Annotated in this window: 12 protein-coding genes; 7 read left to right on the top strand and 5 right to left on the bottom strand. The window is 41.5% G+C overall.

Annotation, left to right across the window (positions count from 1 at the left end; translation table 11 throughout):
• The first annotated feature begins 122 nt into the window (after nucleotides 1–122).
• The 3 genes from QL986_RS15930 to QL986_RS15920 all read left to right on the top strand — a co-directional run bounded on the left by QL986_RS15930 (nucleotide 123) and on the right by QL986_RS15920 (nucleotide 4,843).
• A complete protein-coding gene (locus tag QL986_RS15930; protein WP_290191696.1) occupies nucleotides 123–1,934 on the top strand; it encodes a glycoside hydrolase family 3 N-terminal domain-containing protein in 1,812 nt (603 codons plus the stop codon).
• Between the two features lies 1 nt (nucleotide 1,935).
• The gene (locus tag QL986_RS15925; RefSeq protein ID WP_290191695.1) at nucleotides 1,936–2,670 is read left to right on the top strand and encodes a 5-oxoprolinase subunit PxpA; all 735 of its coding nucleotides are present in this window, start codon (nucleotides 1,936–1,938) and stop codon (nucleotides 2,668–2,670) included.
• 154 nt (nucleotides 2,671–2,824) lie between these two features.
• Nucleotides 2,825–4,843 (top strand): S9 family peptidase, encoded by a 2,019-nt coding sequence (locus QL986_RS15920; RefSeq protein ID WP_290191694.1) that lies wholly within the window; start codon nucleotides 2,825–2,827, stop codon nucleotides 4,841–4,843.
• Between the two features lie 697 nt (nucleotides 4,844–5,540).
• Here QL986_RS15920 and QL986_RS15915 read toward each other — a convergent pair.
• On the bottom strand, nucleotides 5,541–7,142 hold the full coding sequence (locus tag QL986_RS15915; protein ID WP_138686733.1) for an isocitrate lyase: 1,602 nt from the start codon (nucleotides 7,140–7,142) through the stop codon (nucleotides 5,541–5,543).
• Nucleotides 7,143–7,381: 239 nt separating this feature from the next.
• Between QL986_RS15915 and QL986_RS15910 the strand changes: the two genes are divergently transcribed.
• Nucleotides 7,382–9,559, top strand: coding sequence for a malate synthase G (locus QL986_RS15910; RefSeq protein WP_138686732.1), 2,178 nt, complete (start codon nucleotides 7,382–7,384; stop codon nucleotides 9,557–9,559).
• A 668-nt stretch (nucleotides 9,560–10,227) separates the two neighbouring features.
• Here QL986_RS15910 and QL986_RS15905 read toward each other — a convergent pair.
• The 4 genes from QL986_RS15905 to QL986_RS15890 form a co-directional block, all read right to left on the bottom strand.
• On the bottom strand, nucleotides 10,228–10,953 hold the full coding sequence (locus tag QL986_RS15905; RefSeq protein WP_013462824.1) for a YebC/PmpR family DNA-binding transcriptional regulator: 726 nt from the start codon (nucleotides 10,951–10,953) through the stop codon (nucleotides 10,228–10,230).
• A 154-nt stretch (nucleotides 10,954–11,107) separates the two neighbouring features.
• Nucleotides 11,108–11,725 carry an HAD family hydrolase gene (locus QL986_RS15900; RefSeq protein ID WP_138686596.1) on the bottom strand — a complete coding sequence of 206 codons (618 nt, stop codon included), beginning with the start codon at nucleotides 11,723–11,725 and terminating at the stop codon, nucleotides 11,108–11,110.
• 251 nt (nucleotides 11,726–11,976) lie between these two features.
• Nucleotides 11,977–12,471, bottom strand: a complete 495-nt coding sequence (locus tag QL986_RS15895; RefSeq protein ID WP_033103224.1) for a DUF6702 family protein — start codon at nucleotides 12,469–12,471, stop codon at nucleotides 11,977–11,979.
• A gap of 2 nt (nucleotides 12,472–12,473) precedes the next feature.
• Complete coding sequence (locus tag QL986_RS15890; protein ID WP_138686597.1) at nucleotides 12,474–14,918, bottom strand: M1 family metallopeptidase; 2,445 nt, start codon at nucleotides 14,916–14,918, stop codon at nucleotides 12,474–12,476.
• Between the two features lie 694 nt (nucleotides 14,919–15,612).
• Between QL986_RS15890 and QL986_RS15885 the strand changes: the two genes are divergently transcribed.
• From QL986_RS15885 to QL986_RS15875, 3 genes are all read left to right on the top strand, one after another.
• The gene (locus QL986_RS15885) at nucleotides 15,613–15,849 is read left to right on the top strand and encodes a hypothetical protein (RefSeq protein WP_013462818.1); all 237 of its coding nucleotides are present in this window, start codon (nucleotides 15,613–15,615) and stop codon (nucleotides 15,847–15,849) included.
• Between the two features lie 66 nt (nucleotides 15,850–15,915).
• Nucleotides 15,916–17,163: an exonuclease SbcCD subunit D C-terminal domain-containing protein gene (locus QL986_RS15880; protein WP_024602426.1), complete on the top strand. Its 1,248-nt coding sequence runs from the start codon at nucleotides 15,916–15,918 to the stop codon at nucleotides 17,161–17,163.
• Entirely contained in the window at nucleotides 17,160–20,810 is a 3,651-nt protein-coding gene (locus tag QL986_RS15875; RefSeq protein WP_290191693.1) for an AAA family ATPase, read from the top strand. The genes QL986_RS15880 and QL986_RS15875 overlap by 4 nt, the downstream gene beginning before the upstream one ends.
• The last annotated feature ends 6 nt before the right edge of the window (nucleotides 20,811–20,816 follow it).

The raw sequence follows: 20,816 nt of genomic DNA, 5'->3' as shown, positions 1-20,816 counted from the left end.
GGGTTTTGCAGTTAAGCTCAATAATAGTTAAGCTGCATGCACTTTATTTTTATTTAGCCTTGAGGTGTGTGTTGCTAAATAAGTACCTGTTGTCGTCTTCTCTTTTTTTAATCGGATGTTTCATGCCAATAAAATCTTCTTTTGCCGATTCTGCGCTGTCACTTGAACAGCAACTTGGGCAAAAGCTCATGCTCGATTTACGCTATTTTTGTCACCAAGGCAGCAGTGAGCGCTGCAGAACAGCGTTAACTGAATTACCAGATACACTAGCCAAAGCGATTAGCCGTTATGATGTTGGCGGGGTTATTTTATTTTCTGAAAACACCCAAAGTATTGAACAAATAATTAGCCTTAATCAGCAACTGCAACAAGCTGCGTCTCACTCTAAATCAGGCTTACCGCTTTTTATTTCAATTGACCAAGAAGGTGGACGAGTAGCACGACTGCCACGCGATGTGGCCACTTCATTTACTGGTAATATGTCAATTGGCGCCACCTACCCTGAGCATGGCACTTATTTCGCAACTCAAACCGCGAATGTTCTTGCCACGGAGCTTTCAGCATTGGGGATTAATGTAAATTACGCGCCAACCGTTGATGTTAATATGAACCCAGACAATCCTGTCATTAATGTCCGCTCTTTTAGTGAAAACCCCGATGAAGTTGCGGCAATGGGTGCAGCACAAGTTATTGAATTTGAAAAAAATGGCATTATTAGCGCACTAAAGCATTTTCCTGGGCATGGCGACACCAATGTAGATAGTCATACCGGCTTGCCTAAAGTGATGCATTCAAAAGAGGTGATTTACGCACAAGATTTAGCGCCCTTTAAACACATTATTGAGCAGCATAGTCCGGGCATGATAATGACCGCGCATATTCAATACCCTGAGCTTGATAGCAGTACATTAACCAATGTAGACAGTAAGCAAATGATCAAGCCCGCGACAATGTCGCGTAAAATCATGACCGATATTCTACGTAAAGAACTTAACTATCAAGGTGTGGTGGTAACCGATGCACTTGATATGGCAGGTATTAGTCACTTTTTTAGTCCAACTCAAGCAATTATAAACACCTTTGCCGCTGGGGTTGATATTGCGCTGATGCCAATAGAGATTAGAACGCCAGATGACATTAAAAAGCTCGATGCTCTCATTGAGTCATTAGTCAGTGCGGTTAAATCAGAGCAACTAAACGCACAGGAAATTGCGCATTCAGCACAGCGTATTATCTCACTTAAAAGTAAATTTAAATTAAACGCTTTTCCTGATCCCATTAAAGCATTAGCCAATGCCAAACACATTATTGGTAATAAAGCACATCGCGAATTAGAAGCGTCACTGGCATTAGCGGCGATCACCCAAATAAAAAATAACAACAACACCTTGCCACTTAAGCTTAATGCTGGCCAACACATTCATATTATTATGCCCGATACGCGTAAATGTATGGCCATACAACAAGCCATAACGGCGCTCAGCTCACACGCATTAGTTTTTAGCTGTAGCAGTTTACAAGGTTTTGACCCTGTTGATGCTCAGCGTAATATAAACCAAGCTGATATTATTATTGCTGGGAATGCCACGCCTAATCAAAGCGCGGTGGAAATTGGCGGGATGGATGATTTAGCCGATAACCCAGACTTTGCCCTCAATAACGCAGAGCAACCTAAAGCACTTGAATCATTACTTAAAATGGCTAACAAGCACCAAATACCCACCGTGTTTATTAGTTTGCGAGCCCCTTATGATATTGCGCAGTTTGGCGACTCTGCCGATGCAGTATTAGCTTCATATGCTTATAATATTGACGTAGACAAAAACGAGCAAGTATCTGGGCCTGCGTTTACAGCACTTGCTAAAGTATTACTCGGTCAAGCCCCTGCTAAAGGCAGCTTACCGGTAACTATTAAACAATCAAAGAGCCACTAATATGAAACTCAATTGTGATTTAGGTGAAAGCTTTGGCGCGTGGAAAATGGGGCTTGATGATCAAGTAATGCCGCATATTGATATGGCAAATATTGCCTGTGGTTTTCATGCGGGCGATCCTAGCGTTATGGCCAATACTCTTAAGCTCGCTAAACAGCATAATGTTATGATTGGCGCTCACCCAAGCTACCCCGATAAACAAGGATTTGGCAGACGCTCAATGAACCTAAGTGTGGCCGAGCTCACTCAGTGTTTACACTACCAAATAGCTGCCCTTGATGGTATGGCAAAGGCACAAGGATTAACCCTTAGCTATGTTAAACCCCACGGGGCACTTTACAACGACATGATGAAACACCAGCCACTACTTAGTGCTGTGATGGGCGCGGTTGCCAGCTACCCTGCTGACCTAAAATTAATGATACTGGCCACGGCCGATACTAAACACCACCATACAATGGCACGTCATCTTGGACTAACGCTTGTTTTAGAAGCGTTCGCAGACAGGCTATATACTGATCAAGGGCACCTCGTAGCAAGAAATATAGCAGGCAGTGTGCATGATAAAGCAGCATTATTGGCTCAGGTTAAACAGCTTTTAACTAGTAAAAGTGTGACTACCCAGTCAGGAAAATCGTTAAAACTTAACGCCGATAGTATTTGTGTGCACGGTGATAACGCCCAAGGTGTTGCGCTTATTGAAGACATTAAGGCACTTTGCAGCGCGAGCGTATAACTTCCTCTAAGCTGTAAACCCCCTTTACAGCTTTTACTTTCTTTTATCACCTTCATTCATTGGTAGTTTTAAATACTGGCTTCGTCGCATCTGACTGTTAATTATCCCTCTCCTACCCTATAAATAGAACAGTGATTTAAAACAGGGATAAATAATGAAAACGCTTTTAGCTATGAGTCTTATACTGGGCAGCAGTCAATTAGCTGTTGCCAATACCGATACATTACAACTTCAAGATATCTTCAATCTTGAATATGCCAACCAAATAGACATAACAGAAGACGGTAAAACCGTGTATTTTGTCCGCAACCGCATGGATATTAAAACCGACCGTAAAGTAGGCAATATTTGGTCTGTTGATTACAGCACAGGGCAACTACAGCCATTAACTTCTGGTGTATATATGGATTACTCGCCAGTAGTCTCTCCTGACGGACAGCGACTTGCTTTCATATCAAACCGAGATGGTAGCAACCAAATATATATTAAATGGTTAAAAACAGGGGCTATCGCTAAGGTTAGTAATTTAACTAGCAATCCAAGCTCACTAACTTGGACTCCTGATTCAAACCAGCTGGTGTTTAGTATGTTTGTTCCAATGGCGGCGTCTGCGCCTGTCAGCTTACCTGGAAAACCAAAAGGTGCCACGTGGGCAGAGCCTGCTAAATATATTGACGATGTTTATTATCGTGCCGATGGAGGGGGTTATACTGAAAAAGGGTTTAGTCAATTATTTACACTTGATGCCAATGGCGGTAATGCTCAACAACTCACCAACGATAATTTTAATAATGGTGGGGAAGTCAGCTTTAGTAAAGACGGTAAAACATTGTATTTTTCTGCTAATCGCAATGAAAATAATGAATTGAAGCCCACTAACACTGAGCTCTATCAACTCGATTTATACTCGCTAGCCATTCTCCCTCTAACTGAGCGTAATGGGCCTGATCAACAACCTAAAGTGTCACCTGATGGCAAATACCTTGCCTATACAGGGTATGACGACAAGCGTACTAATTACGAAAACACCCAACTCTATATTCGCGATTTAAAAACAGGGAATACTCAAAGCCTAACCACCGATTTTGATAGAAGTGTTGGCCAAATTAAGTGGAGCGCGAACTCAAAAGGGCTTTATTTTAGCTATGCCGATGAAGGGCAAACTGCGCTGGCTTATCAACCTCGAAGTGGCAAACGCAAAGTGATTACCGAACAAATAGGCAGTGTGGCGTTTGGTCGCCCTTATTCCGGTGGCGATTTCGATATTAGTGAAAATGGTCATGTTGCATTTACATTGGCCGATACCCAGCGCCCTGCTGATGTAGCCACAATAAAGCGCGGTAAAGCGCAGCGCTTAACCGATTTAAATTCTGATGCACTCGCAACCAAGCAACTCGCTGAGGTTGAAGAATTATGGCTTAAATCAAGCCACGATGAGCTGCCAATACAAGGCTGGGTTGCTTACCCACCGGGTTTTGATAAATCAAAAAAATACCCACTAGTGCTTGAAATTCATGGCGGCCCTGTCGCTAATTATGGCCCGCACTTTAGTGCCGAAGTACAACTTTTTGCCGCTAAAGGGAACGTGGTTTTATACATGAACCCACGTGGTAGTGATTCATACGGTAAAGAGTTTGCGCAAACCATTCATCATAATTACCCCAGCAATGACTACGATGATTTAATGACGGGTGTTGATGCGCTTATTGCAAAAGGGTTTATTGATGAATCTAAGTTATTTGTAACCGGTGGCTCTGGCGGCGGTGTATTAACAGCGTGGATTGTAGGTCATACAGATCGTTTTGCTGCAGCCGTGGTTGCCAAACCGGTGATAAATTGGATCAGCTTTGTACTCACTGCCGATTTTTATCCATTCTTTGCTGACTATTGGTTCCCAGGTAAACCATGGGATCATATTGAGCATTACATGAAACGCTCACCCATCAGTTATGTAGGTAATGTTAAAACCCCGACCATGTTACTCACGGGTGAGGCAGACTACCGTACGCCTATTTCAGAAACAGAGCAGTTTTATCAAGCCTTAAAATTGCAGGGGGTTGATACCGCGATGGTGCGTATTCCAAACGCTTCACATGGTATTACTGCCCGTCCATCTAACTTAATGACCAAAGTGGCTTATATTCAATGGTGGTTTGATAAGCATTCGAAATAAAACGCAGAGTTATGAGTGACGAGCTATATAAGCTCGTTGCTCGAAGCTCACAAGTGTAAACCCCCTTTACAGCAATAATGTGAGTAACCCCTTACATACTCAAACTAAATATCGGACTTAGCTTCAGACTGAGTTGGTAAAAAATCGGTTTATAGAAGAAATAGTGCTGTGAGTTAGTAAAAAATCGGTTTGAGTCACTGTTTATAAGCCCTCAGTTAGTAAAAAAATGTTTTATAAGCTGCAGCAGTTAGTAAAAAATCGGTTTATTACTCTCTCGATACCTGCCTAAAACCTTTAAATTAATCGTTTAAGTGGCCAAATTGTGGGTTAGAAAGACAAATACCCCCCTTTAATAATAAAAAATGGCCGTTATTAGCATGGTTAGTTAAAATCTGATCTGTATTAAGAGCAGCTAGTTAAATCGTGATCTGCTTTAAGTCAGTTAGTTAAACTCTGATCTATATGCGGCAAAAAACAGTTAATTTATCGTGCTTATACGTGTCAAAGCGTAACCAGACTATCAAGCCCTACAGCCGAGCATAAACATCCTTGAAATTTTATTTACACTTTTAACCTGCATTGCATTGAAAAATCTCACTAACCAAATGGCTAGTAAAATACTGATCTATTAAATTTTGCCTTTATGCAAGCATAAAAAAAGGGCCTTGCGGCCCTTAAGTAACACTATCTAGTTGAATTAAAATTGGTTCATGGTGTTAGCTTCACCACCGGCTTTAAGTGCATTCTCACCTGAGAAGTACTCTTTGTGTGTATCACCAATGTTTGAGCCTGCAAGGTCTTGGTGTTTAACAGACGCTTGCTCACGACGGATTTCTTGACGCTGTACATCACGTACATAAGCCAGCATACCTAAGTCACCAAAGTAACCTTCAGATAGAATATCTGTGCTTAATGCTGCTGTGTGGTACGTTGGTAGCGTGATTAGGTGGTGGAAAATACCCGCTTCACGTGCACCATCGCGTTGGAAGTTTTGTACTAATAAGTCAGCGGCTGCTGCAAGCTCTGTTGCATCCATTTCTGGAGCCATAAGCGCTTTGTTATCATCAAGACTTGGGTAAGCGCTCAGGTCACGACCTTCTTCCTGCCATTCTTGGTATACTTGCTCACGGAATTTCAGCGTCCAGTTGAACGATGGTGAGTTGTTGTATACTAATTTAGCATCTGGTACTTGCTCTTTTACGCGATTAACGAGTTCAGCAATTTGTTTTACATGTGGTTTTTCTGTTTCAATCCACAGTAAATCAGCACCTGACTGTAGGCTCGTTACACAATCTAGTACTACACGGTCTTTTTCAGTGCCTTCGCGGAACTGGTATAAACCATTGTCTAGGCGTGTTGGCTTACAAAGCTGACCATTAAGCTTCATTGCTGTTTCGCCTTCATTTAAGTCATCAACACTGTTTACTGGGGTTGTTTCTAAAAATGCATTGTATTGGCTTGCTAAGTCATCTGGTTTTTTTGAAACCGGTACTTTTTGCGTAAGGCTTGCACCTAGTGAATCGGTACGCGCAACGATAATACCGTTATCAATACCTAGCTCTAGGAACGCGTAACGCACTGCGTTAATTTTTGCTAAAAAGTCTTCATGTGGAACCGTCACTTTACCTGCTTGGTGACCACATTGCTTAGCATCTGATACTTGGTTTTCGATTTGGATAGCACATGCACCCGCTTCAATCATCTTTTTAGCTAGCAGGTAAGTTGCTTCTTCGTTACCAAAACCGGCATCAATGTCAGCAATAATTGGTACAACATGCGTTTCAAAGTTATCAATTTTGTTAAGTACTGCTTGAACGTCGCCGCCGTTTGCTTTTGCGTCGTCTAGTTCGTTAAATAAGTGGTCAAGTTCACGTGCATCCGCTTGCTTTAAGAAGGTATAGATTTCTTCGATAAGTGCCGGCACTGATGTTTTCTCATGCATACTTTGATCTGGAAGAGGACCAAACTCAGAACGAAGCGCTGCAACCATCCAACCACTTAGGTATACGTAACTGCGCTTAGTTGTTTTTTGATGGCGCTTAATTGCCATCATCATTTGTTGCGCAGTAAAACCATGCCAACAACCTAAAGACTGTGTGTACTGGCTTGTGTCTTTATCGTATGCAGCCATGTCTTCACGCATGATGTCTGCTGTAAATTGTGCAATATCAACACCAGAGCGAAAACGATTTTGTAAACGCATACGTGTTGCGTATTCAGGATTAATTGTTTTCCATGCACTGCCTTGTGATTGGCATAATGTTGCTAGTGTATCTGTTTCGCCTTGATATGTTGTCATAATAAAGTCCTTCGAACGGGTATTAATATTTATTGTTGAGAGAGTGACTACATCACGTTAGCTCTGTAGCGCTTAATTAAACATTAGGCTTATTTTTTAGATTTAGTAAATTTATAGTTTTTATTGCGGCTATACATATAGTGAATGACTAAAAAGCATTCAAAGCCACTTTTTTGCGATATGGTAGGTGTACGCATATAAAAAATTGCACACTGTCGGACCGTTTAAGGATATTAATTATGAGCCACACTCTCACCCATTCAGGACTCAGCGTTGATAAGCAACTTGCTGAATTTGTTAAAAAACAATTATTACCTGGTACCCATCTTGATGAACACCAGTTTTGGAAAAGCTTTGCCCACATAGTGCAAACACTTACACCATTGAACAAATCACTACTGGCTAAGCGTGAACAGCTACAAAAGCAAATTGATGACTACCACCTTGCAAATAAAAATGCTGACCAAGCTCAGTATCAAGCGTTTTTAAAAGATATTGGCTACCTAGTTGATGAGCCTGAAAATTTTAGTATTGAAACTCAAAATGTAGAGCCAGAAATAGCGTTGACTGCAGGGCCACAGCTAGTTGTGCCGGTTAGTAATGCACGCTTTGCACTTAATGCAGCTAATGCACGTTGGGGGTCGTTGTACGATGCTTTATATGGAACCGATGTATTAAGCGAAGACGACGGCGCCGAAAAAGGCAGCCAATACAACCCTGTTCGTGGCTTTAAAGTAATGGCTTACGCAAGGCAGTTTTTAGACAAAGCATTACCGCTTGAAAATGGCTCGCATATTGAAAGTACTAACTATTCTATTGTTGACGGCGCCCTTGCTATTACCCTGCGCGACAGTTCGCACACCACACTTAAAAACCCTGAGCAACTGATTGGCTATCAAGGTGAAGCACAAAACCCGAGTGTTATTTTACTTAAAAACAATGGATTGCATATTGAGCTGCAAATAGACCATCACCACCCTATTGGTCAAGCTGATAAAGCAGGGTTAAAAGATGTGGTGCTAGAAGCCGCACTAACAACCATTATGGACTGTGAAGACTCGGTTGCCGCAGTGGATGCAGAAGATAAAGTACAAGTTTACAAAAACTGGCTTGGTTTAATGCAAGGCAACTTGGTTGAAACGTTTAGAAAAGGCGACAAAATGGTCGACCGCACGTTACAAGCTGACCGACAATATACAGGTCTTGATGGCCAAAAACTGACCCTCAAAGGGCGCAGTATGATGTTTGTGCGTAACGTGGGACATTTAATGACAAATCCAGCCATTACCGATGTAAGCGGCAATGATGTGTTTGAAGGCATTATGGATGCCATGTTCACCGCAACAGCCGCACTGCACGATTTAAACACTAAAAATGCCATTCAAAACTCAACTGCACAAAGTATTAATATTGTAAAACCAAAAATGCATGGCCCTGATGAAGTGGCATTTGCTAACACCTTGTTTGGTATGGTTGAAGAGGCACTGAGCTTGCCTAAAAACACCCTTAAAATGGGTATTATGGACGAAGAGCGTCGTACATCTGCTAACTTAAAAGCATGTATTCATGCAGCAAAAGAGCGTGTTGTATTTATTAACACCGGCTTTTTAGACCGCACCGGTGATGAAATACATACCTCTATGCAAGCGGGTGTTGTATTGCCTAAAGCCGCTATTAAAGCACAGCCTTGGATCAGCGCTTACGAAGATCGCAACGTTGATATTGGCCTAGCCTGTGGTTTAAGCCACAAAGCACAAATTGGTAAAGGTATGTGGGCAATGCCCGATAAAATGGCGATGATGATGGAGCAAAAAATAGCGCACCCTCAATCTGGTGCAAATACCGCTTGGGTGCCCTCCCCTACTGCCGCCACATTACACGCAATGCATTATCATGATGTTGATGTATTTAGCCTGCAGCAAAGCATTGCCACGCGTCAAATAGCAAGCCTAGAGAGCTTACTTACACCGCCGCTCATGCCAAACCCTGAAACGCTGTCAAAAGAAGATATTCAAAGCGAGCTTGAAAACAACGCGCAAGGTATTTTAGGCTACGTAGTACGCTGGATTGACCAAGGAATAGGCTGTTCTAAAGTGCCTGATATTAACCATATTGGTTTAATGGAAGACAGAGCCACCTTACGTATTTCAAGCCAACATATCGCCAACTGGCTACATCATGGAGTATGTAGCAAAGAGCAAGTGCAAAAGGTAATGGCAAAAATGGCTAAAGTTGTTGATGGCCAAAATGAGCATGACAGCCTTTACACACCAATGGCAACTAATGAGCAGACATTAGCTAAAAGTATTGCGTATCAAGCTGCTTTAGCACTGGTATTTGAAGGGGTTAGCCAACCGAGCGGTTACACAGAGCCGCTACTACACAGCTACCGCTTGAAATATAAAGCACAGCACTAACTTAAAACTTAACCTAAAAATAAAAAAATCAGCTTTACTAGGGTCTGTTGACCTTTCAAGGTTAAATTTACAGCAGTCTGTTTGGTATTTAGACAAGGCAGAGCCTATCTATACCCAAATTACCTTAATCTGCGAGTTTCAGTTGGAATTAAAAGCTATTTTGACAAGGCATTGATTGAAAATAATGGTTATTCCCTTGTTAAAATCAATAACGCAGCATAAATAGCTTTTAAACCAACCCGTAGGGCGTTTCACAGGAACTTACTCCCTTCGTTGTTCCTTTTTAAAAGGGAGGACCATTATTGCAAAGGGAACGCCTTGATATTAAGTCCCTGTGAAACGCTGAATTCTGTATATTAAGGCAATTTGGGTATAATGTGGTTATTCCCCATAAATAGGCGATAACGCAGCATCAATGCCAAACAGGCGCTGCCCTTCGGGTTCTGCCTAGGGGCGATTTACTCTTTGTTGCCTACATGGATGTAGGTAAGGGGCGTGAGCAGGACGCGGAAGCTTTGCTCGGTTTTTACTTAGCCCACTAGGTTACAAACCTCGCGCCGCGATTAAACCGCCCCTAGTTTGAACAAATTTTAATCCGCAAAGGTCAACAGACCCTAAGCTAATTTTTTATAACGCTAGTGAATAATCACTATTCAGATCGCTACGAATTAATTTTTAATGGTCGCGTTGTGATAAACATTTTGTACGTCATCGCAATCTTCAAGCATATTGATAAATTTATCAAAGTTGGCAATAACTTCTTCGTCAGTAATTTCAACATGTACTTGTGGCACAAAGGTAATTTCATCAACTTCAAAGTTAATGCCTTCAAATGCCTCTTCCAGTGCCGTTTTAGCTTTAAAATACTCAGTATGCGGTGCAAACACCGATACCTTGCCATCTTCGGCTTCTACATCGGTTACATCAACGTCAGCCATCATGAGGGCTTCTAACACAACTTCGTCGTCATCGCCCGCAAATCCTAAAACAGCAAGGTGATCAAACATATGTGCAACACACCCAGGCGTACCTATTTTTGAATCTGTTTTAGTAAACGGTAAACGTACATCTTTAATTGTGCGGTTTGGGTTGTCGGTTAAACAGTCAACAATCACCATACAATTACCAGGGCCGTAACCCTCGTAACGGGCTGAAGAGTAATCTTCCCCTGCCCCGCCGGCTGCTTTTTCAATTGCTTTTTCGATTACATGCGCAGGAACTTGGTCTTTTTTGGCTTTTTCAATTAAGCGGCGCAATGTTTGATTTACATCGGGATCAGGTTCACCACTTTTGGCTGCAACGTAAATTTCTTTACCGTACTTCGAATTTACTTTAGTTTTCGCATTGGCTGTTTTAGCCATCGAACTTTTGCGGACTTCAAATGCTCTGCCCATCTTGTGCCTCTATTGAATACGTTCTGTTTTTGATATTTTACCAATTCAAAGCGTATTGGGCTAGTGGTTCAACATGTTATGCTGTGCAAAAGCTGTGGGGTATTAATTTAAATAATACCCGTTATGCTATTAGCGAAATAAAATACAGCGCAATTTAACATAATTCCACTTTTTCAGCGTAACTTTCAACTAACGACACTAATTCATCAAATGCATGAATAACAAAATCGGCTTGTTCGGCATACCCGGGGGTTACATCAGGTGCATACAAACAGGCACGCATATTAGCATTGTGCGCCGCTTGTATGTCGTATAAATAATCACCAACATAAATCACATTATCAACCGGCATTTCCCATTGAGTTGCAACCGTTAATAAAGCGCTCGGATCGGGTTTTGCTGGTGCGTCTGTTCGGGTGAGTACTGTTTCTATTGGTAGCGGGTTATTCTGTAACTTTAATGTCGCCGCCTTATCAAAATTACGTGTAACAATGGCCATAGGTATGTTTTTAGCTTGTAGCGCTTTAACAGCCTCTACAACGCCAGGTAGAAGCTTAGCCGATTGTGCATCTAACAACTCATGCTGATGCACTATATTCATTGCTTCTTCACGCATATAGGGGGAAGGCAGTTGTTCTATGTAATCGAGTAAGTCTTGCTCTGCAGGGCAACCTACTTGGGCTTTTATCAATGAAAAGTTTAATTCTGAAGATACTAAAGTTCCGTCTAAATCAAAAATAACACCTTTGATTGCCTCAATTTGCGTTTTCATTTCATTCCTTGCGCTAAATAATTAGCTCAGTATGCTAGGTTTGGCTTAGGTTATCTAAACCTTTAATAAAAAGTATATCAATAAACATATAAAAAACAGCTCAGTCCATTGAAATTTAATTATAGCTCATTTGATAACGTAATAGTTTGGGTTTGTATAACTGGTATAGTAAAGACTTTACGATGCAATTAATTAACTCGATCAGCTATAAAGGAAAGTGCGCACCCTCTAAAGGTGCGCAATAATAGTGGTTATTTCGGCTCAAATTTCGCTTCAAGCCAGGTATCGTCTTGGCTAAAGTTTAAGGTTTTTATCTGTCCTCGCCCTTCAACATTCACCATATTCACTTGTGCAGGCCACAAATCACGCAGTGCACCATGACTCATTCTAATGCCCTCAATCTCATCGGGAATAGCAGCTTCTTGGTACACCCAAAAAAACTTACCATCCACTTGTGCACCTACATAATTAAGGGTGAGGGGCTCACCGCTCAAGGTTTGTAAGGCAACATGGGATTCAACATACTTGGCAAAGCGTTTTTGGTCACGCTTGTTACTCATAATATCCACTTTGCCTTGAAACAAGTTACCAACAGCATGCTCTGTGTCATGTAAATAAAAACGATGCATCAATTCAATATTGTGCGTACGCTGATTAAATAACACGGTTGTAACGGATGATTTTAATTGATGCGCCATACTTGGCGCAGCAATTAAAAAACAAACAATAATAAGCAAAAAACGCATTATTATTGATCCTCGTCGTTATTTTTTTCGTCTTTTGGCTCGTCTTTTTTCAGCTCTGTTTTGATATCTTGCATAATATCGCGGCTTACTTTTGCCTTACTCTTTTCACGTTTATACACTTCAATACGCGAAGGAATAATACGACGTGGGTAGTGGTTATTTTCTACATCAACATCCGCTGTTTCCCAGCCTGGATCAACCGTTACTGAGGTAAGCGGTTTGTTTTTGTCGGTAATAATCAGCTTTCGTACGTTTTTGTGATTACGACGCCAAATTTCTGCAGGAATATAACGTTCCTCTTTAGTGCCATCTTCATACGTTAGCTCTAAAAGGATTGGCATCACTAAGCCACCGAGGTTTGAAAACTCCATCACGTAGTAGTTTTTGTCTTCTTCAAGCGCGCGATCAAGTGTTTTACGCTCCCACGGCTTTAAGCCTTTTAAAAACTTATTGTACGTATTACGCTCTTTGTTTGTAACGGTAAAGCGATCGTTTTCGTCATAAAAGTCTGTCACATCTGGATTTTTTTCAACCCACGTTTTTTTACCTTCAGCGCGATTACGCTCAACAAATAATGAACTTGGCTTATCAGCTTCAATATCACGTAAACGTTTAAAGTCAATATCTGGATTTTTGGTGTCTAAACGTAATTGATATACTTTATCAAGCGAGATATCAACATGGTCTGTGGTGTAGAACCAACCACGCCAAAACCAATCTAAATCAACACCTGAGGCTTCTTCCATAGTACGGAAAAAATCAGCGGGAGTAGGGCGTTTATACTTCCAGCGCTGAGCGTACTCTTTAAAGGCAAAATCAAATAATTCACGCCCTAAAATCACTTCACGTAAAATATTTAATGCCGCAGCAGGTTTAGTATAGGCATTAGGGCCTAAACGTAGCACGCTGTCTGATTGCGTCATGATAGGCACTTGAGTCTCTGACTTCATGTAAGCAACAATGTCACGTGGTTCAACGCCCCATGGAATCGTTGGATCCCATTCACGCCCAGCAACACCGTCTAAAAAGCTATTTAAGCCTTCATCCATCCAAGTCCATTGGCGCTCATCTGAATTTACAATCATTGGGAAGTAGATATGACCTACCTCATGGATAACAACACCAATTAAAAAGCGTTTTTCTGCTTGAGAGTAAGTGCGTGTACCATCGTCTTGTAAATCTGTACGTGGGCCATTAAAAGTGATCATTGGGTATTCCATACCCCCTACAGGGCCATTAACTGACTGCGCAGTTGGGTATGGGTAATCAAATGAATACTGTGAATACACTTCCATCGTGTGTACAACCGCTTCAGTTGAGTATTTCTTCCATAAGTCGCCACCTTCTTTAGGGAAGAACGACATCGCCATAACGAGTGGTTGTTCATCACCACCTTGCTGGTAACCTTTAGCATCCCACATAAATTTACGTGATGATGCCCAAGCAAAGTCACGAACATTTTCTGCTTTAAAATGCCATGTTTTTGTTTTGTCTGTACCGGCTTTTTCGTTTTCGAGCGCTTCTTCTTCGGTAACAACAAACACAGGGCGTTTTGCTGTTTCAGCTTCTTTTAAACGCTTGCGCTGAGTGCTGGTCAATACCGAGCTTGGGTTATCAAGCTTACCAGTTGCCGATACAATATGATCCGCAGGAACCGTAATTTCAACATCGTAGTCACCAAACTCTAAAGTGAACTCACCACTACCTAAAAACGGTTTGTTTGTCCATGCTTCGTAATCGGTGTAAGCCGCTAAGCGAGGAAACCACTGTGCAACCAAGAAAATATCGTTACCGTCTTCTTCAAAATGCTCGTAACCTGCACGTGCGCCTACCGCGTCTTCTTCAACGAGGTTAAACGCAAAGTCCATACTAAACTCAACATCCTTACCGGGTTTAAGTGGGGTATTTAAATCAATGCGCATTAAGGTATCAACCACAGTCACGCGCAGTGCTTTACCATCTTCATCTTTAACATTGCTAATGGTGTAACCCAGTTCATTATCGTCCATAAATTGCTGACGACGTAAATCACCTAAGCTTAACTTAGCAGGCTTTGCATCTGGCTCGTTCTGTAGGGTACTTTTAAATGTTTGCGTGGTTTCTGCAATTGAGTCATTTTTAAAAATATTTTGATCAAGCTGAAGCCATAAATACTTTAATGTATGCGGAGAGTTATTTTTATATTCAATTGTTTGACTCCCCGTTAAGCGACGCTTTTGCTCATCAAGCTTTACATCAATATCGTAATCAACGCGTTGTTGCCAATAATTTTCAGCAGGGGCACCTGCTGCACTGCGGTAAACATTAGGCGTAGGTAAAGCTTCATCTAGTTGACGAAACTTATCAACATAACTGCCTTTAGTTTGCTCAACAGATGAGGCAAGCACAGTGCTTGCCATTGCCAAAGGCAATACAAACGCGCTCAGTGTAAATAAATTTTTCTTCATTGTTAATCCTGATCGATTTTAGTAACGCTACTGTGACAAATTTACAGCTTAGCTTCAATAAAATAGCGATAAAACCCTGCTTTTATAGGGTGATATTCCCCACCTTTTTGTAAATACAATAAATAGCGTTTTATACAACAAAAAAGAACGGACATTTCGTCAGAAATTGAATAAAAAAACAAAGGCAATTAATACGCCAAACAAAACTGTAAAGGGGGTTTACAAAACACACTGGCTATTAGGGTTTGTTGACCTTTCAAGATTAAATTTGTAGCAGATTGTTTGGTATTTAGGCAAGGCGGAGCCTATGTGGTGTGGTTGTTCCCCATAAATAGGCGATAACGCAGCATCAATAACAAACAGGCGCTGCCCGAAGGGTTCTGCCTAGGGGCGATCTACTCTTTGTTACTCGGTTTTGACTTAGCCCACTAGGTTACAAACCTCGCGCCGCGATTAAACCGCACCTAGTTTGAACAAATATTAATCCGCAAAGATCATCAGACCCTATTAAAAGTAGAGATAAAAGCAAAAAACACAGCTATTTTCATTAAAAAAGCTAAATAACGCAGTTTTAGGTTGATCTTTACTATGGTTTGTAATTAGAATCGCCCACTTTTTTAATTTGAGAGCATTTTTTTAGCGTTTCTCTCAAATATTTTTTGTTCTAACTAGTCGTAACAAGTGTGGTGAGTTTATGGATTTTTATGTCCTAAAAAAGCAGCAAAAACTAATTGCAATACCAGCAGACGTGCAAAATTGTAAGCAGTATATAAACTCGGGTTATCTGTATATTGATAAAGTCGCTGCTTGTAATGAAACTAATGCACTGCAAGTATTACAAGCTAAAAAAGCCAAAGCATTAAAGTGGCCTTTAACAATCGCGCTCGCTGCTTTGCCCGTTATTTTTATAGCTTGGTATACTTTAACCTAAAGCGATACTTGCATCTTTAATTGCCTTGGGTATATTGGCGCTCTTATGGTTTTTTAAGAGCGCAAAATGAAAGTTCTTCACACTTCAGACTGGCACCTAGGTCAGCAATTTTATGAACATGATCGCCGTCATGAACACCATGCTTTTTTCTCTTGGCTGTTAACCACCCTCGTTAACCAACAAATCGATTTATTGCTTGTTGCAGGTGACATTTATCATACTGCCACACCGAGTGCTAGCGCCGAAAACCAACTCTATCAATTTATAAAAAACGCCAAAGCCCAGTGCCCACAATTACACGTTGTTATTATTGCGGGTAATCATGACTCCGCTAATCGTATTTTGGCTGCACAACCCTTATTAGCCCAGTTTGATACTCATGTGGTAGGGCGGTTTGATCCTGCTAAACCCAGTGACGTTGTAATAACGATTAATAACGATGATAAACGCGCTGTGGTACTCGCTATGCCTTTTTTACGCACCAGTGACATAAGCACGCTTAGCCAAACCGAAAATGGCCCCAGTTACGCACAGGGCGTTGCAAAAGCCTATGAACTTGCTCTTGAACATGCGCTAACACTTAACGCTGAAAATACGCCTTTAATTGTTATGGGTCATTTGCATGCAAAAGGCGGTAATATTTCCGGTGACTCTGAACGTAATTTGGTCATTGGCGGTGAAGAAGCTATTTCAGCGTCGGTATTTGGTAAGCAAGCCAATTACGTCGCACTAGGCCACTTACATAAAGCACAACTAGTAGCTAAAAATGAGCAAATACGTTACAGCGGCACGCCTATTCCAATGTCGTTTTCAGAGAGAAAGTATACCCATCAAGTAAATGTGGTTGAATTTAGCGAGCAAAAAAACCAACCGTTAAACACCACTGTAAACCCCCTTTACATTCCGCGCTTAGCTGAAGTCATTGTACTTCCTGAAGGAGAATGTGTGCCTTTAGCGCAGCTGTGTGAGCAAATAAAAGCACTCGATACAGAGCAATACGACATTGCTCCTTACTTGCGAGTAAAACTTAAATCAAGTGATATCGATACCACCTTTCGAGAACAAATCGAGCAAGCACTTAAAGGAAAACAGGTTAATTTTTGTGGCATAGAGCGAGTTCGTGACCAGCAAATGAGTAATTCCTCAGAAACGGTATTTGAAGATTTAAGTTTTGTGGAAATGCTCAACCCAATTAGCTTACTCGAACAAGCATTTAATAATGATAAAGATATGGCCGCAGCGACCGTGCCCAATGAATTAAAAGCACTGTTAACCAACGTAATTGAAGAACTTGAACAGGAGCAACTGCTATGAAAATAACGGCTGTTCGTATTCATAATTTAGCCTCTATTGCCGATGCCGAAATCGACTTTTTAGCCTCACCACTCAAAGACGCAGGCCTCTTTGCCATTACAGGTGACACCGGCGCAGGAAAAAGCACCGTACTCGATGCTATCTGCTTAGCACTTTATACTAAAACTGCGCGTTTGAAAGGCGATAAAGGTAACCTAATTGATTTTAATGGCGATAACATTAAGCTTAACGATGCCCGCAATTTATTGCGCCGTGGCAAATGGGAAGGGTACGCCGAAGTAGATTTTAGTGGCCAAGACCAACAGCTTTACAGAGCACGTTATAGTATTCAACGTACGCATAAAAAAGTAACCGGCAAACTTAAAGTGGCCGAACATACTTTACATAGCCTACCCGATGAAACCTTAATTGCTGACAAAAGTGGCACCTTAAAAGCCATAGAAAATAAAATAGGTTTGACCTTTGAGCAGTTCTCGCGTGCGGTGTTACTAGCACAACATGAGTTTGCCGCCTTTTTAAAAGCCACTGGCGATGAGCGCGCGCAGCTTTTAGAGTGCCTGACTGGCACCGATAAATTTAGTCGAATAGGGCAGCGTATATTTGAGCGCAACAAAGCTATTAAAGATAAATTTGAATTACTAACGGCAAGTTTAGCCAGTTATACGTTATTGTCTGACGATGAGCTGAGTGAAAAACAACAAACGCTGGCTGATTTAAAACAACAAATTGAACACACTAAAACAACTTTAGCAACGACAGAGCAAGGCGTTAATTGGTATAAGCAAGCACATAGCTTGGAGCTGACATTAAAAAATGCTCAGCAAAACGAGCAACAAGCACATGCCGCACTCAATGCTGTTAAAGCGCAAACGGAGCAAGCGAAACAAGCGCAAAGTGCGCTTGAAATTAAAGATAACCGCCAGCGCTGTGAAAGCTTAACAGCACAAAATAGCCAGTTAAATACACAAATAAAACAATTAAACGAGCTTGATCACAACGCGCTGATCACCGAGCAAGCAAGTAACGTTAAAAAACAGCAAAACGAATTAGATACAGCAAAACAACAAAAGCTAACAGCAGAGCCTCTGATTGCAAAAGCGCGAGAGCTCGACAGCCAATTAGCAATATATAACCAAACTATAAAAAGTCTGACTCAACAAAGCGCCAAAGAGCAGCAACAATTAAGTGATTTACAACAGCAGCTACAACAAAACAAAATAAGTGCAGAGCAAGCCACAACGCAAATCACAGGGCATCAGCACTGGTTGAACGAGCAGAGTCAATTAAAGCCATTGGCAACTGATTGGAACTATTTTCATCATAGTTTTAAGCAGTTTTTTAATACTCAGACACAACTAAAAACAACCCAGCAGCAAGCTCAGGCTCACGCAGAGCAACAAACAATACTCACAGCAAAACTTAGCGAGCAAAATAAACAACTCGAACAAGCAGAGCAAACGCTTACAACGCAGCAGCAAAGCCTAAATAAGCTAAACCAGCAGCACGCTCAATTTAACATTGAACAATGCGACGTTAAGCTTAAAAACATTGATTATTTAAAAGATCAGCGCACACGCTATAAGCAGTTTAACCAAGAATTAAAACACACGGTGCAACAGCAACGTGATGTGGCAGAAAAGCTCAGCCACAGTGAACACTCTAAAACTACGCTGCTTACGCATTTAACCAGCAAAGAGCAGGCACTTAAACACGCAGAGCAAGCGCTTAATCAAGCGAGGCTTCGTGCCAGTGAGCATGTTGAGCATTTACGCGCACAACTGGTTCCAAATGAGTCGTGTGCCGTTTGTGGGGCTACAGAGCACCCGTTCGCGAGCAATCAAAGCCAACCTTTTACAAACCTAATAACCGACTTTGAAAATGCATATAATAACGAAAAGCAGCAACACCAAGATGCTCAAACACAGCTTCATCAGCACCAAACACAACACGCGGTTTTGGTGGCAGAGCATGCTCAGTACAGCCAAGCCATTAGTGATGCACAAGCCAAAATGCTGGAAATTAAAAATACCATGCAAGCGGCTAAAACCGAGCTTAATGAGTTAACAGTTGAGCAGCTTGATGAAACTTATAAGCAATTAAGTGAACAAAAAACACAGTATTTTTCGGCGCAAAAACAGCTCAGTAATTTGCAAGAAACTGTTAACCAGCTGCAAAGCACAGTTAAAAAAGAACAAGCGACACAGCAACAATTAAATACACAGCATGTTGAGCTGAGCAATCAGCAATCTCAGCTTAATAACAAATGCGATGAACTAGCAACTCAAAGCGAAGCGCTTATAAAAGAGCTCAATTTACATTTTAAACACAGTGATTTTTGGCACGCATTGCAAGCAGGCTCGTTACCGCTTAGCGATTTAGCTCAGCAGGTAGAACAATATCAGCAAATCCAAGCACAGCTTGAACAAAGTCAAAAACAATTCGACAGCGCCAATGTACAGTTACAACAACTAACACCGCTTATAACCAAAGCAGAGCAGCGAGTTAACACGCTCAATGAAGAATTAACTCAAACACAGCAACAGCACAATAATACGCAGCAACAGCGCTTAGCCTTGTTTGATAACCAAACTATTAGCGCCGATGACTACCAAGCTAAACTGTCAGCACAGCTAGAGCACTGCCAAAACCAATTAAGTGCCAGCCAACAAGCACACGACAGTGCCGTAAAACAGCGCGATGAACACGCCATCACGCTTAAAAACCTTGAGCATCGTCTGGCAGATAACCACCAAGAGTTAGTGATGCTTGAAACGCGTTACAACGACTGGTTTAAAGAATTTAACATCCTTCATGGCGATATCAGTCATGAGCAAGTCACATTTTTACTAACTATCAGCAACGACGATATTAAAACTCAGTTAAAACAAGGCGAGCAACTATCGCAAGCAGTCGTTGATGCCAGTGCCGCGTTAAAGCAACAGCAACAAGCTAATGAACAGCATCAACAAAATAATCAGCCAACGCAAAGCGAAGCACAGCTAATTGAGCAACAAAACCACTTAAATACCCAGCAAACACAATTGCAAAATAGCTTACTCACCATCAACACCGCGATTGAGCAGCACAACCAAAATGCAAAAGCGCTTGAGGGCAAACAAGCTGAACTGAGCCAGCTCAAGCAACAGGTTGACCAATGGCATTTACTTAATAAAGTACTAGGTGATGCCACAGGTAAAACAATGCGTAATTTAGCGCAAACACAAACACTCAAAATATTGCTGCATTATGCTAATAGCCATTTAAAAACCCTTAACAAGCGTTATGAGCTCACTGCAATTGCTGAGTCACTTGATATAGCCATTATCGACCGCGATATGGCCGATGAACAACGCTCGGTCAATACGCTATCTGGCGGTGAATCGTTTTTAGTGTCGTTGGCATTAGCACTGGGACTTGCCTCACTATCTTCGAACAAAGTGCAAATTAACTCGTTATTTGTTGACGAGGGCTTTGGAACACTAGATAGTGAAACACTCAGTATTGCCATGGACGCGCTAGATTCATTGCAAGCGCAAGGTAGAAAGGTCGGTGTAATTTCACATGTAAGTGAAATGAGCGAACGCGTTGCTACGCAAATTCATGTCGCTAAAAAACCGGGTGGATACTCCACCATAAACGTAATTTAAGGAGAC

The organism is Pseudoalteromonas sp. APC 3250 (genome assembly GCF_030407915.1).
Lineage (GTDB): Bacteria > Pseudomonadota > Gammaproteobacteria > Enterobacterales > Alteromonadaceae > Pseudoalteromonas > Pseudoalteromonas tetraodonis.
This window is presented reverse-complemented; position numbering and strand designations above follow the sequence as displayed.

What these genes read in the sequence shown, in the direction of transcription:
- QL986_RS15875 (WP_290191693.1), top strand. Translation starts at nt 17,160, where the DNA reads ATGAAAATAACGGCTGTTCGTATTCATAATTTAGCCTCTATTGCCGAT.
- QL986_RS15895 (WP_033103224.1), bottom strand. Translation starts at nt 12,471, where the DNA reads ATGCGTTTTTTGCTTATTATTGTTTGTTTTTTAATTGCTGCGCCAAGT.
- QL986_RS15900 (WP_138686596.1), bottom strand. Translation starts at nt 11,725, where the DNA reads ATGAAAACGCAAATTGAGGCAATCAAAGGTGTTATTTTTGATTTAGAC.
- QL986_RS15905 (WP_013462824.1), bottom strand. Translation starts at nt 10,953, where the DNA reads ATGGGCAGAGCATTTGAAGTCCGCAAAAGTTCGATGGCTAAAACAGCC.
- QL986_RS15930 (WP_290191696.1), top strand. Translation starts at nt 123, where the DNA reads ATGCCAATAAAATCTTCTTTTGCCGATTCTGCGCTGTCACTTGAACAG.
- QL986_RS15885 (WP_013462818.1), top strand. Translation starts at nt 15,613, where the DNA reads ATGGATTTTTATGTCCTAAAAAAGCAGCAAAAACTAATTGCAATACCA.
- QL986_RS15880 (WP_024602426.1), top strand. Translation starts at nt 15,916, where the DNA reads ATGAAAGTTCTTCACACTTCAGACTGGCACCTAGGTCAGCAATTTTAT.
- QL986_RS15915 (WP_138686733.1), bottom strand. Translation starts at nt 7,142, where the DNA reads ATGACAACATATCAAGGCGAAACAGATACACTAGCAACATTATGCCAA.
- QL986_RS15890 (WP_138686597.1), bottom strand. Translation starts at nt 14,918, where the DNA reads ATGAAGAAAAATTTATTTACACTGAGCGCGTTTGTATTGCCTTTGGCA.
- QL986_RS15910 (WP_138686732.1), top strand. Translation starts at nt 7,382, where the DNA reads ATGAGCCACACTCTCACCCATTCAGGACTCAGCGTTGATAAGCAACTT.
- QL986_RS15920 (WP_290191694.1), top strand. Translation starts at nt 2,825, where the DNA reads ATGAAAACGCTTTTAGCTATGAGTCTTATACTGGGCAGCAGTCAATTA.
- QL986_RS15925 (WP_290191695.1), top strand. Translation starts at nt 1,936, where the DNA reads ATGAAACTCAATTGTGATTTAGGTGAAAGCTTTGGCGCGTGGAAAATG.